Source organism: Siccirubricoccus phaeus (assembly GCF_008360935.1).
Taxonomy (GTDB): Bacteria; Pseudomonadota; Alphaproteobacteria; order Acetobacterales; family Acetobacteraceae; genus Siccirubricoccus; species Siccirubricoccus phaeus.
Window position 1 is genome coordinate 21497 of the sequence record NZ_SRXO01000016.1, and the last position, 12689, is coordinate 34185.

Sequence of the window (12689 nt, forward strand, 5' to 3'; positions counted from 1 at the left end):
CGCCTGCAGGGCCCCGCTGGGGCCCTGCAGGCGGCGATAACTCAAGGGTTCCAAGGGCCCTTCGGCCCTTGGCAGGAGGGTGCAGGGAGGGCAGCGCCCTCCCTGCAACGCCGCGAAACCACTCAACGCCTGGCCTCGAAGTCGATGCGCGGGTCCACCAGGGTGTAGGCGAAATCCCCCACGATCTGCATGACCAGGCCGAGCAGCGTGAAGATGTAGAGCGTGCCGAACATCACCGGGTAGTCGCGCCGTATCGCCGCTTCGAAGCCCAGCAGGCCGAGCCCGTCGAGCGAGAAGATGATCTCCACCAGCAGCGCGCCGGTGAACAATATGCCGATGAAGGCCGCCGGGAAGCCGGCGATGATCAGCAGCATGGCGTTGCGGAACACATGCCCGTACAGCACACGGGTCTCGCCCGCGCCCTTGGCGCGCGCCGTCACCACGTATTGCTTGTGGATCTCCTCGAGGAAGGAGTTCTTCGTCAGCATCGTCAGCCCCGCGAAGCCGCCGATGACCAGCGCCAGCGTCGGCAGCACCATGTGCCAGGCATAGTCCAGCGCGCGTTCCCAGAAGGGCGCCTCGCCCATGCCGGGGGAGATCAGGCCGCGCAGCGGAAACCACTGCAGGAAGCTGCCACCGGCGAACAGCACCACCAGCAGGATGGCGAAGAGGAAACCCGGGATGGCGTAGCCAACCAGCACGGCGGCGGAGGTCGCGACATCGAAGCGCGAGCCGTCCCTGACCGCCTTCTGGATGCCGAGCGGGATGGAAACGAGGTAGATGATGAGGGTGGACCACAGGCCGAGGGAGACGGAGACCGGCATCTTCTCCAGGATCAGCCCCGCCACCGGCCGGTCGCTGAAGAGCGAGCGGCCGAGGTCGAAGCGGGCATAGCCGGAGAGCATGTCCCACAGCCGGACATACCAGGGCTTGTCGAAGCCGAAGGCCTTCTCGATCTCCCGCACCACCGCCGGGTCCAGCCCCTGGGCGCCGCGGTAGCGGCTGCCCTCGCCGCCGCCTTCGCTGCGTTGCGGCGCGCGGGTTTCGCCCTGGCTCTCGCCGGAGATGCGGCCGAGGGTGCTGCCCGCCTGGCCCTTCAGCTCGGCGATCATCTGCTCCACCGGCCCGCCCGGCGCGAATTGCACGATGGCGAAATTGATCAGGATGATGCCGAGCAGGGTCGGCACCACCAGCAGGAGGCGGCGGAGAAGATACGCAGCCATGCGCTAGCGTCCGATCGTCGGAGGCGCGCAGCGCCGCAGACGTGAATCGGCCGCTCTATGCCAGCCTCCGATCGTCGGAGGCGCGCAGCGCCGCAGACGTGAATCGGCCGCTCTATGCCAGCCTCCGATCGTCGGAGGCGCGCAGCGCCGGAGGCGTGAATCGGCCGCCATGATGTCTATTGCGGCCGGGCTTCGCGCTTGCCCTGTTCCACCGCGCCTTCCCGGCCGCGCTCCACCCACCAGGAATCGAGGGCGAGGTTGTAGCGCGGGTTCCGTGGCGGCCGGCCGAATTTGTCCCAATAGGCCAGGCGGAAGGTGCGGATGTGCCAGTTCGGGATGACGTAGTCCTGCCACAGCAGCACGCGGTCCAGGGCGCGGGTGCGGGCCACCAGCTCGGCGCGGTCCGGGGCGCCGATCACCAGCTCCACCAGCTCCTCCACCACCGGGTTGCAGATGCCGGCGACGTTCTGGCTGCCCTGCTTCCGCGCCTCGGCGCAGGTGAAGAAGTCGCGCTGCTCATTCCCCGGCGAGAGGGATTGCGGAATGACGTCGATCGTCATGTCGTAGTCGAAGCTGTCCATCCGCACCTGGTACTGCGCCGGGTCTATGGTGCGGACGCGCGGCTCCATGCCCAGCCGCTGCAGGGATTGCACGAAGGGCAGCGCCACGCGTTCGTAGGTCGGGCCGTTCAGCAGGATCTCGAAGGCGAAGCCCTCGCCGCGCGCATTCACCAGCCGGCGGTCGCGCACATTCCAGCCTGCCTCCCGCAGCAGCGCCAGCGCCCGGCGCAGGCCTTCCCGGTTGTTGCCGCTGCCATCCGTCACCGGCACGCGGTAGGGTTCGGTGAACAGCTTCTCCGGCAGTTGTGCGCGGTACTTCTCCAGGATCTCCTTCTCCCTTCCCTCCGGCACGCCGGAGGAAGCGAGCTCCGAGTTGGAGAAGTAGGAGGTGGTGCGGGTATAGCTGCCATAGAACAGGTTGGCGTTCATCCATTCGAAGTCGAATACCTCGATGAGCGCCCGCCGCACCCGCGCATCCTGGAAGAGCGGCCGGCGCAGATTCATCGCGAAGGCCTGCATGCCGGTCGGCAGCTCGTGGCGGATCTCGTCCAGCTTCACCAGGCCGCGCCGCACCGCCGGGAAGTCATAGGCGGTGGCCCAGTCCTTCGCCACGTTCTCGGTGCGGAAATCGATCTGCCCGGCCTTGAAGGCCTCCAGCGCCACGGTGCTGTCACGGAAATACTCGAAGCGGACGACGTCGAAATTCGCGGTGCCCTTCATGGTCGGCAGGTCGCGCGCCCAGTAATCCTCGACGCGGCGATAGACCAGGCTGCGCCCCGCCTCGAACCGCTCCAGCCGGTAGGGGCCGGAGCCGAGGGGCGGGTCGAGCAGCGGCCGGGCGAAGTCGCGGCCCTCCCACCAATGCTTCGGCAGCACCTGAAGCTGGCCGAGGATCAGCGCCAGCTCCCGGTTCTCGTTGTTCTTGAAGCGGAAGGTGACGCGCTGCGGCCCCTCCGCCGCCACGCTCGCCACATCCCCCCAGTAGGAGCGGTAATTCGGCCGCCCCTGCTCCCGCAGCGTGTTGAAGGACCAGACGACATCTTCGGCGGTGATCGGCCTGCCGTCATGCCAGCGGGCTTCGGGCCGCAGCTCGAAACTGACGCCCAGCCCGTCCCCGGGCAGCTCGATGGCGGCGGCCAGGTGGCAATATTCGGTGCTCGCCTCGTCCATGCTGCCCACCAGCAGCGTGTCGTAGATCTGCCCCAGCCCGACTGCCGCCGTGCCGCGCAGGATGAAGGGGTTGAAGCTGTCGAAGCTGCCGAGGGCCAGCCGCGCGATCTCCCCGCCCTTCGGCGCCTCCGGGTTCACCCAGGGCCAGTGCGGGAAATCCGCCGGCAAGGCGGGCTCGCCGAGGAGGGAGAGGGCATGGGTGCGGCGTGGCCCGCCCTGGGCGGCGGCGGGCCGGCCCAACGCCGCCAGGGCGGGCGCGGCCAGGGGAAGGGCGAGGGCGGAGGCCAGGAGGTCTCGGCGTTGCATGGCGGGAGGATGGGGGTTCGGGGCGGCCGGGGCAACCACCGCCTCAGCCCGCCAGCAACCGGATGGCCTCGGGCAGCAAAGCGGGGTCGCCCACCGCCAGGACGCGGCCATCGCTGTCCAGGGTCAGCGCCTCGCCCTGCCAGCCGGTGACGCGGCCCCCGGCGCCTTCCACCACCGGCACCAGGGCAGCCCAGTCCCAGGGCTTCATGGTGCATTCGGCAATGACATCCACCAGGCCCAGCGCCATCAGGCCATAGGCGTAGCAATCCCCGCCCCAGGTCACCCGCCGCGCCGCCGCCCGCAGCCTTGCGAAGCCCGGGCGGTCCTGCGGCTCGAACATGTCCGGGCTGGTGCAGGAGAGCTCGGCCCCCGCCAGAACCGGGCAGGGCCGGCAGCCGGGCGTCCCGCCCAGCGGAGAGCGGAAGCGGGTGGGCTGCCCCGCCACCCCGATCCAGCGCTCCCCGATCCCCGGCTGGTCGATCAGCCCCAGCACCGGCTTCCCCCGGTGCAGCAGGGCGATCAGCGTGCCGAACAGGGGGCGGCCGGTGACGAAGGCCCGGGTGCCGTCGATCGGGTCCAGCACCCAGAGATATTCGGCCTCCACCCGCTCCGGCCCGTATTCCTCGCCCCAGATCCCATGCGCGGGGAAGCGCTCCGCCAGCAGGGCGCGGATCGCCCGCTCGGCGCCGCGGTCCGCCTCCGTCACCGGGCTGGCATCGCCCTTGGCCTCCACCAGCAGGGGGGAGCGGAAGAGGGGGCGGATGGCGGCCCCGGCCAGCGCCACCGCTTCCTCCGCCACCGCGATGAACGCCTCCATGCCGCCACTCCCCGGTTGCGCAGGGCTTTGGCCCGCGCCTTTGCACCGATCTTCGCCCGCGCGCCGGCACGGACCGTTGCCCGCGCATTTGCACGCGCCCGGGGCCTCGATTACACGCCCCGCATGACCGAGACCATCGCCTTCCAGGGCCTGCCCGGGGCCTATTCGGACCTCGCCTGCCGCGCCGCCTATCCCGGCTGGGCCACCCTGCCCTGCCCGAGCTTCGAGGCGGCGATGGATGCGGTGCGGGACGGCCAGGCGAAGCTCGCCATGCTGCCCTGCGAGAACACCCTCGCCGGGCGGGTGCCGGACATCCACCGCCTGCTGCCGGAAAGCGGCCTTTCCGTGGTGGGGGAGCATTTCGAGCGGGTGGAGCACTGCCTGCTGGCGCCGAAGGGCGCGACGCTGGCCGGGCTGAAGCGGGCGCATAGCCACCCGGTGGCGCTGGGCCAGGTGCGGCGCATCCTGAAGGAGCTGGCGCTGGAGCCGGTGATCGAGGCGGATACCGCCGGCGCCGCCGAGCTGATCGCCCGCCGCGGCGGCACGGAGGACGCCGCCATCGCCTCCGCCCTGGCGGCGGAGATCTACGGGCTGGAGATCCTCCGCCGCAACGTGGAGGACGCGCCGCACAACACCACGCGCTTCTATGTCTGCGCGCTGGACAAGGCGCCGCCCTTCCGCGGCGAGTGCGTGACGACCTTCGTCTTCCGGGTGCGGAACATGCCGGCGGCGCTGTACAAGGCGCTGGGCGGCTTCGCCACGAACGGCGTGAACATGACGAAGCTGGAAAGCTACATGCTGGATGGCGAGTTCACCGCCACCCAATTCCTGGCCGATGTGGACGGCCACCCGGACGACCCGGCGCTGGCGCGGGCGCTGGAGGAACTGGCCTTCTTCTCCCGGGAACTGAAGGTACTGGGCGCCTATCCGGCGCACCCCTACCGGCGGGCGCATCGGGGCGGATAGGAGAGGGGCTTCGCCCCTCGCCCCGGCAGGAGGCGCTGCCTCCTGCACCTCCGCCGGGGGGTGGACCACCCCCCCGACCCCGGTCCAGGTTTGGACCCGTGGGTTGAACCGCGGACTCTCAAACCTCCGCCGCGTGCGCCTGCAGATCCTCCAGCCGGCACACCTCCAGCGCTGCTTCATGCGTCGCTTCCAACGCCACCAGCGGCGCCTGGCCGGCTCGCCGCGCCTCCTCCCATCGCGCGGCGCAGAGACACCAGCGGTCGCCGGGCTGCAGGCCGGGGAAGCCGTATTCCGGCAGCGGGGTGGAGAGGTCGTTGCCGCGGGCCTTGGAGAAGGCCAGGAACTGCGCCGTCATCACCGCGCAGACCACATGCAGGCCGAGATCCTCCGGCCCGGTGTTGCAGCATCCGTCGCGGAAGAAGCCGGTCAGCGGCGCCACGGAGCAGGGCAGCAAGGGGCCGCCCAGCACGTTGCGCGCCGCCGGGCGCTCCTCCCGCCGGCGGCGGAATTCGGTGTCGTCGAGCGGCATGCGATGGCCTCGCGGCTGGGGGCAGGCCGCAGCCGGCAAAGCTGCGGCCACGGCATCCGGTACAGGCGCAGCATAGGCAGCGAGGGTGCCAGCGGCCAGCCTCGGGCCCGCGGCAGCCTATTCCTCCCGGCATTCCGGCCGGGACAGCGGCCCGCCCGGCTGCACGGCCTGGTCGATCCGCGATCCGATATCGGCGATCCGGCGCAGCACCGCCTCGGTCGAGAGCGTGTTCACCGGCGCGGCGGCGCATTCCTGCGCACCTGGCTGCCGTATCGGATCAGCATAGATTTCGCGTCTTGCGGCGAGAAAGCGCCGGTACTCCTCCCGCAGGATCCCACCCTGGTCCTGGCCGGTGAGGCGGCTGGCATGCTCCGCCATCGCCTCCATCAATTGCCGGACGGCCAGCGCCACCTCAGGCTCGCGCTGGCCACAGGCCTCGCGCGCGGCCTGCATGTCGAGGACGAAGGTCGGCGCCAGCAGCAGCGCCTGCGGCGGGCTGCACCGCATCGCCGCCTGGGCCGCCGCCAGGGGCGCGGCCGCAGCCGCCAGAAGGGCGACGCGGCCAGCGCCCCGCAAGCGCCTCAGGCCGCCGCGCGGATGGCCGCCGCCTTCACCTCCTCGCTCACCGCGCCGGCAAAGGTCTCGAAATTCTTCTCGAACAGCCCCACCAGCTTCGTCGCCGTCGCGTCATAGGCCGCCTTGTCCGCCCAGGTCTCGCGCGGGTTCAGCACCTCGGCCGGCACGCCCGGCAGCGACTTCGGCATCATCAGGCCGAAGAAGGGGTCCTTCACGAACTCCACCTTCGCCAGGGAGCCATCCAGCGCCGCCCGCAGCAGGGCGCGGGTGTGATGGATGGACATGCGGCTGCCGGTGCCATAGGCGCCGCCGGTCCAGCCGGTATTCACCAGCCACACCTCGGCCCCGTCGCGGGCGATCAGGCTCTCCAGCATCTTGCCGTAGACTTCCGGGTGCCGCGGCAGGAAGGGCGCGCCGAAGCAGGTGGAGAAGGTCGCCTGCGGCTCCTTCCCCAGCCCCTTCTCCGTCCCCGCCACGCGCGCGGTGTAGCCGGAGAGGAAGTGGTACATCGCCTGGGCCGGCGTCAGCTTGGCGATCGGCGGCAGCACGCCGAAGGCATCCGCCGTCAGCATCACCACGTTCTTCGGCTTGCCGGCCTGCCCGCCCGCCACCGTGTTCGGGATGTATTCCAGCGGGTAGCAGGAGCGGGTGTTCTCCGTCAGCGCCGCGTCGTCCAGGTCCAGATTGCCCAGCGCGTCCGCCACCACATTCTCCAGCACCGCGCCGAAGCGGTGGGAGGCGGCCCAGATCTGCGGCTCCTGCTGCTGGTCCAGGCGGATCACCTTGGCGTAGCAGCCGCCCTCGAAATTGAAGACGCCATGGTCGGACCAGCCATGCTCGTCATCGCCGATGAGCTGCCGCTCCGGGTCGCTGCTCAGCGTCGTCTTGCCGGTGCCGGAGAGGCCGAAGAACAGCGCGGTGTCGCCATTGCGGCCGACATTGGCGCTGCAATGCATCGGCAGCACGCCGCGCGCCGGCAGCAGCCAGTTCATCACCGTGAAGATGCTCTTCTTCACCTCGCCGGCATAGGAGGTGCCGGCGATCAGGATGGTCTTCGCCGCGAAGGAGAGGGCGATGCAGGTGCTGCTGCGGCAGCCATCCACCGCCGGGTCGGCCTCGTATTCCGGGGCGTGCAGGATGGTGTAGTCCGGCTCGAACCCGTCGAGCTCCGCGCGCGGCGGCCGGATGAACATGTTGCGGGCGAAGAGGGCATGCCAGGCATTGGTGGTGACCAGCCGCACCTTGATGCGGTGCGCCGGGTCGGCGCCGGCATAGAGATCCTCGGTGAACAGCACCGGCCGGGCGCCGAGCCAGCTCCGGACCTTCGCGGCCAGGCCGCGGAATTTCTCCGGTGCCATGGGCTGGTTGATCTTGCCCCACCAGACCTGGTCGTGGACCTCGGGGTCGTCGACGACGAATTTGTCCTGGACGGAACGGCCGGTATGCACCCCGGTGACGGCGATGAAGGCGCCATCGGCGGAAAGCCGGCCCTCGCCCCGCTGCAGGGCGAAGGCCACCAGCCCGGCGGCGGTCAGGTTGGCATGGACGGTACCGCCAGAGGCGATTCCGGTACCGGCAAGGGCGGGCTGGGGAGACGACATTCCAAACCTCCGGATGAGGGCGCGCGTCGCGGGATCGCCTTAAAGATAGACAATTTTAAGGCGCCGGCCGGGCAGGTCAATGCAACCCCGCGTCAACCTTTGTCAGGGTGGGTCGGTTGCCTGCGCTCCGGGCGCGGCGGCCGCCCGGGCCGCCTTGCTGGCGGCCACCAGCGCCTGCCGCACCCCGGCAGCATCCGCGACCGGGGCGGGAAAGGCCAGACGCAGCACCTGCTCCGCCATCACGAATTCGGCACCGTCCACGTCCAGCGCGGACATGCGCCAGGGGCCTTCCGCCCCGCCCAGCAGCCGGGTGCAGATCAGCGCCACGGCCTCTGCATGGTCGGCATTCATATGCGCCAATATGCCGGCCTCGGCCGCCGCCAGCGCCGCCACCGCCGCCGGGTCCGGCTGCAATTGCGCCAGCTTCAGCCTGGTGGCGCGGGCGAAGCCGCCCACCAGCATCGCCCCGCCCGGCGCCACCCGCCACAGGGCGAAATCGGCGAAATCCGCATAGAGCGCAGCATAGGGGTGGCGGGCCAGGAAGCGCGCCCGCAGCCCCGGCAGCTCCGCCTCCGGCACCGGCGCCGCCAGCCCGGTCAGCGTCACCCTGGGCGCGGTCTGCGGGTTGGGCCCGGCCGGCGGCCCGGCGAAGAGCAGGGCGCAGCGCGGCTCCGCCCGGAGCTGCCTGGTATGCTCGGAGAGCGAAGAGAGCAGCAGCAGCGGCGAGAGGTCCGGCGCCAGGGCGGGCGTCACCAGGCTGGCGAAGGGCTGGCCCGCCGATTGGGTCGCCAGGGTGGCGGCAGCCGCTGCCCGCATCACCCGCCGTGCCGCGAAGCCCGGATCCTCGCCCATCCCAGCCTTCTCCCCGGATGCTTCCCCTGGCACTCACCCCCCATGGGGTGTGCCACAATCCCGCACCATATCCCGTGCAGACTCCGCCGACAGGGGCCGCCTGCCCGCCCCAGGAGAGAGACCGAGACCATGCCCGCCACGATCGCCCTGGTGGATGACGACCGCAACATCCTCACCTCCGTCTCGATGACGCTGGAGCAGGAAGGGTTCCAGGTGCGCACCTACACGGATGGCGAAAGCGCCCTGCAAGGGCTGCTCGCCCGCCCCGCCGACCTCGCGGTGCTGGACATCAAGATGCCCCGCATGGACGGGATGGAGCTGCTGCAGCGCCTCCGCCAGCGCAGCGCCATGCCGGTGGTGTTCCTGACCTCCAAGGATGAGGAGGTGGATGAGCTGATGGGGCTGCGCCTCGGCGCCGATGACTACATCACCAAGCCCTTCAGCCAGCGCCTGCTGCTGGAGCGGATCCGCGCCCTGCTGCGCCGCAACGAGGCGAGCCGCGCCGAGGGCAGCGGCCAGCCCGCCGGCGGCATCATCCATCGCGGCGACCTGGTGCTGGACGAGACCAAGCACACCTGCACCTGGAAGGGTCACGACATCCAGCTCACCGTCACGGAATTCCTGCTGGTGAAGGCCCTGGCCCAGCGCCCGGGCATGGTGAAGAATCGCGACCAGCTCATCGACGCCGCCTATGGCGAGAACATCTATGTCGATGACCGGACGATCGACAGCCATGTGAAGCGGGTGCGCAAGAAATTCCGCCAGGCGGATGATGATTTCGCCCAGATCGAGACGTTGTACGGCATCGGCTACCGCTACAAGGAAAGCTGAGCGGCCCCTTCCGGGCCGTGCAGGACACGTGAATGCCCGATATCGGCGTAGCGCGGGAGGTGACGCAGGCCGACCCGCCGGTGGTGCGGCAGCGGCGGCGCTGGGTCTCGCCCCTGCTGCGGCGCATCCTGCTGCTGAACGTGCTGCCGCCGGCGCTGCTGGCCGCCGCCATGCTCTATCTGGACCAGTACCAGAACGGGCTGCTGGCGGCCGAGGTGGAGGCGCTGCGCACCCAGGCCCGCATCTATGCCGGCGCCATCGCCGAGGCGGCGACCCGCATCCAGGATGACCGGGCGGTGCTGGTGCCGGAAGCCTCCCGCCCGCTGCTGCGGCGGCTGGTCGATCCCTCGCCCAACACCCAGGCGAAGCTGTTCGACAATACCGGCCTGGTGGTGGCGGACAGCCGGGTGCGGGAAGGGCCGGCCGGCGCCGTCGTCACCCAGCCCCTGCCGCCGCCGGAGCCGCGCGGCGCCTTCTCCGCCGGCGTGGCCGGGCTGTATGACCGGGTGCTCGGCATCCTGCCCCGGGCGCTGCTGCGCCACGACGTCCGGAACGATGTCTTCGTCGACCAGACGCCGGACGCGCCTTCCTTCGACTGGCAGCCGGAATTCGGCGCGCCGAGCAACCAGGGCGCCGGCAATGACCGGCGGGAGGAATTGCGCCTGGCGCTGGAAGGCGGCGTCCGCCCCTATATCCGCCGCACCTCGGATGGCCGGCTGCTGGTCTCGGTGGCGGAGCCGGCGCGGCGGGCCAACCAGTCGGTCGGCATCGTGCTGCTGACGCGGGAAGCGCGGGAGGTGGACCGCCGGCTCTTCGAGATCCGTGCCAGCGTGCTCGGCATCTTCGGCATCGCGCTGGTGGTCACCGTGGCGCTGTCCTTCTACCTGGCGCAGACCCTTGCCAACCCGATCATGCAGCTCGCCGGTGCCACGGCGGCGATGCGCCAGGGCGAGGGGCGGAGCGGCAGCGTTCCCGCCCCCCTGCTGGCGCGGGAGGATGAGATCGGCATCCTGGCGCGGGACCTGCAGGCCTCGGCCCGCGCCCTCTGGGCCCGGATCGACACCAATGAGCGCTTCGCCGCCGATGTGGCGCATGAGCTGCGCAACCCGCTGACCAGCGTGCGCTCGGCCATCGAGACGCTGCGGCGGATCGAAAACCCGGAGCAGCAGAAGCGGCTGCTGGCCATCATCGCCGAGGATGCGGTCAGGATGGACCGGCTGATCGCCGATATCGCCGATTCCTCGCGGGTGGATGCGGAGCTGTCCCGCACCGTCGCGGTGAAGGTGGATGTGGCGCCCATCCTCTCGACCCTGGCCGAGCTGCACAATGCGACGCGGGATGGCGAGGAGGCGCCGACCGTCCAGCTCGAGGCTCCGGCGGAGGGGCTGGTGGTGCGCGGGGTGGAGGGGCGGCTGGTGCAGGTTTTTCGCAACCTGCTGGGCAATGCGCTCTCCTTCAGCCCGGCCAGCGGCACGGTCCGGGTACGGGCGCGCCGCGCCGGCGGCGAGGTGGAGGTGGTGGTGGAGGATGAGGGCCCCGGCATTCCCGAAGCCAAGCTGGAGGGCATCTTCGAGCGCTTCTATTCCGAGCGCCCGCGCGGCGAGCGCTTCGGCCAGCATTCCGGGCTGGGGCTTTCCATCAGCCGGCAGATCGTGGAGGGGCTGCATGGCCGCATCGCCGCGGAGAACCGGCGCGATGCGGAGGGCAAGGTGCTGGGGGCGCGCTTCGTGGTGCGGCTGCCAGCGGGGTGAGGACGTGGGGTGAGGACGTGGGGGCAGGATTGCGGGCAAGGCGGCGGCAGTCGCCATTTGCCGCTGCACGGGCTACTCCTCCCTCCCATGTACCGCTTCTGGATCCTCCTCGCCGCCCTGCTGGGTCTCACCGCCGTCGGCCTCGCCGCCTGGGCGGCGCATGGCGCGCAATCCGCGCTGGATGAGGTGCATCTCGCCATGCTGGGCCGCGGGCTGCAGATGCAGGGCTGGCACGCCTTGGCGCTGTTCGGTGCCGCGCTCTGGGCGGAGCGGCGGGGCGGGGTGCTGCCGCATCTCGCCGCCGCCGGCTTCGGCCTCGGCGCGGTGCTGTTCTGCGGCGCCGTCTACAGCCATGCGGTGTTCGACGTCTCGCTCGGCCGGGTGGCGCCGATCGGCGGCACCACGCTGATGCTGGGCTGGGCGCTGCTGGGCGTCTCGGCCCTGGTCCGGCGGTGATCGGCGCCGCCTATCTGGCGGATACGGGCTTCGAGGCACCGCTGGCCGAGGAGCTGGCCCTTGCCGGCCGCAGCATCGCCGCCTGGCATGGCCGCCTCGCCCTTTCGCCGGAGCCGCCGCACCCCGCCATCTGGGCGCTGGAGAGCTGGACGGCGCCGGTGGAGCTGCCCGCCCCCTCGGTGAAGGCGGCGGCGGATGCGCTGCGTGGCATCCAGCGCAATTGGGCGCTCTACGCCGCCGGCCACCACCGCCGCGCGGCGCTGATCGAAGCGCGGCTGCCGCCGGTGAAGGCCCGCCCCCTGCGCTTCCCGGAGCCGGCCCCGACCGGCCATCTCGGCGCCTGGACGCTGCTGGCGCCGGACCTGCTGCTGGCCTCCCCGTCCAAGACCAGCCCCTTCGTGAACGGCGCCGTCGCCTTCGAGGAAGACCGCACGGGCCCCCCCTCCCGCGCCTATCTGAAATTATGGGAGGCGCTGACCCGCGCCGGGCGCTGGCCGGCTCCGGGCGAGACCTGCCTCGATCTCGGCGCCGCGCCGGGCGGCTGGAGCTGGGCGCTGGCCCGGCTCGGCGCCCGGGTCATCGCCGTGGACAAGGCGCCGCTGGACCCCGAAGTGGCCGCCCTGCCGAATGTCGAGCAGCGGCAGGAGAGCGCCTTCGCGCTCGATCCGCGCGAGATGCCGCCGGTCGATTGGCTGTTCAGCGACGTCATCTGCTACCCGGCCCGGCTGCTGGCCCTGGTGCGGCGCTGGCTGGAGGCAGGGCGGGCGCGGCATGTCTGCTGCACCATCAAGTACCAGGGGGAGACCGACCATGCGGTGACGGCGGAATTCGCCGCCATCCCCGGCGCCCGCCTGTTCCACGGCGCCCACAACAAGCATGAGGCGATGTTCCTCCTGCTGGGCGAGGGCTGAGCCCTACCGGGTGCGACGCTGCCCGGCCGGCTCGACACGCGTCCGAACGTCGGCTCATGGTAAGCCGGGCTTTGCAATATTGCCGCCCTGAACGTTAATTCCCATTAATATCAAGATTACCTACTCAACATATTCATGAA

Annotated in this window: 12 protein-coding genes; 5 read left to right on the forward strand and 7 right to left on the reverse strand. The window is 70.8% G+C overall.

The genetic code is table 11. The features are described from left to right. Positions 1-122 precede the first annotated feature (122 nt). The 3 genes from E5N76_RS20265 to E5N76_RS20275 form a co-directional block, all read right to left on the reverse strand. On the reverse strand, positions 123-1223 hold the full coding sequence (locus E5N76_RS20265; protein ID WP_149539143.1) for a microcin C ABC transporter permease YejB: 1101 nt from the start codon (positions 1221-1223) through the stop codon (positions 123-125). 176 nt (positions 1224-1399) lie between these two features. Then, positions 1400-3259, reverse strand: a complete 1860-nt coding sequence (locus E5N76_RS20270) for an extracellular solute-binding protein (RefSeq protein ID WP_149539144.1) — start codon at positions 3257-3259, stop codon at positions 1400-1402. Between the two features lie 43 nt (positions 3260-3302). After that, positions 3303-4076 (reverse strand): inositol monophosphatase family protein, encoded by a 774-nt coding sequence (locus tag E5N76_RS20275; protein WP_149539145.1) that lies wholly within the window; start codon positions 4074-4076, stop codon positions 3303-3305. Between the two features lie 123 nt (positions 4077-4199). Here E5N76_RS20275 and E5N76_RS20280 point away from each other — a divergent pair, with 123 nt between their 5' ends. After that, entirely contained in the window at positions 4200-5042 is an 843-nt protein-coding gene (locus E5N76_RS20280; RefSeq protein WP_149539146.1) for a prephenate dehydratase, read from the forward strand. Between the two features lie 118 nt (positions 5043-5160). On the opposite strand, the gene E5N76_RS20285 is transcribed toward E5N76_RS20280, so the two are convergent. The 4 genes from E5N76_RS20285 to E5N76_RS31080 all read right to left on the reverse strand — a co-directional run bounded on the left by E5N76_RS20285 (position 5161) and on the right by E5N76_RS31080 (position 8600). Further along, positions 5161-5571, reverse strand: a complete 411-nt coding sequence (locus E5N76_RS20285) for a DUF2237 family protein (RefSeq protein WP_149539147.1) — start codon at positions 5569-5571, stop codon at positions 5161-5163. A 117-nt stretch (positions 5572-5688) separates the two neighbouring features. Further along, positions 5689-6147, reverse strand: coding sequence for a hypothetical protein (locus E5N76_RS20290; RefSeq protein WP_149539148.1), 459 nt, complete (start codon positions 6145-6147; stop codon positions 5689-5691). A 5-nt stretch (positions 6148-6152) separates the two neighbouring features. Further along, positions 6153-7748: a phosphoenolpyruvate carboxykinase gene (locus E5N76_RS20295; protein ID WP_149539149.1), complete on the reverse strand. Its 1596-nt coding sequence runs from the start codon at positions 7746-7748 to the stop codon at positions 6153-6155. Positions 7749-7850: 102 nt separating this feature from the next. Then, a complete protein-coding gene (locus tag E5N76_RS31080) occupies positions 7851-8600 on the reverse strand; it encodes a HugZ family pyridoxamine 5'-phosphate oxidase (RefSeq protein ID WP_268921315.1) in 750 nt (249 codons plus the stop codon). Between the two features lie 129 nt (positions 8601-8729). On the opposite strand from E5N76_RS31080, the gene E5N76_RS20305 reads away from it, so the two are divergent. The 4 genes from E5N76_RS20305 to E5N76_RS20320 all read left to right on the forward strand — a co-directional run bounded on the left by E5N76_RS20305 (position 8730) and on the right by E5N76_RS20320 (position 12549). Beyond that, positions 8730-9431, forward strand: coding sequence for a response regulator transcription factor (locus tag E5N76_RS20305; protein WP_149539150.1), 702 nt, complete (start codon positions 8730-8732; stop codon positions 9429-9431). A gap of 32 nt (positions 9432-9463) precedes the next feature. After that, positions 9464-11182 carry a stimulus-sensing domain-containing protein gene (locus tag E5N76_RS20310; protein WP_149539151.1) on the forward strand — a complete coding sequence of 573 codons (1719 nt, stop codon included), beginning with the start codon at positions 9464-9466 and terminating at the stop codon, positions 11180-11182. An 87-nt stretch (positions 11183-11269) separates the two neighbouring features. Continuing rightward, a complete protein-coding gene (locus tag E5N76_RS20315) occupies positions 11270-11638 on the forward strand; it encodes a DUF423 domain-containing protein (protein WP_149539152.1) in 369 nt (122 codons plus the stop codon). Further along, the gene (locus E5N76_RS20320) at positions 11635-12549 is read left to right on the forward strand and encodes an SAM-dependent methyltransferase (protein ID WP_149539153.1); all 915 of its coding nucleotides are present in this window, start codon (positions 11635-11637) and stop codon (positions 12547-12549) included. The genes E5N76_RS20315 and E5N76_RS20320 overlap by 4 nt, the downstream gene beginning before the upstream one ends. Positions 12550-12689 lie beyond the last annotated feature (140 nt).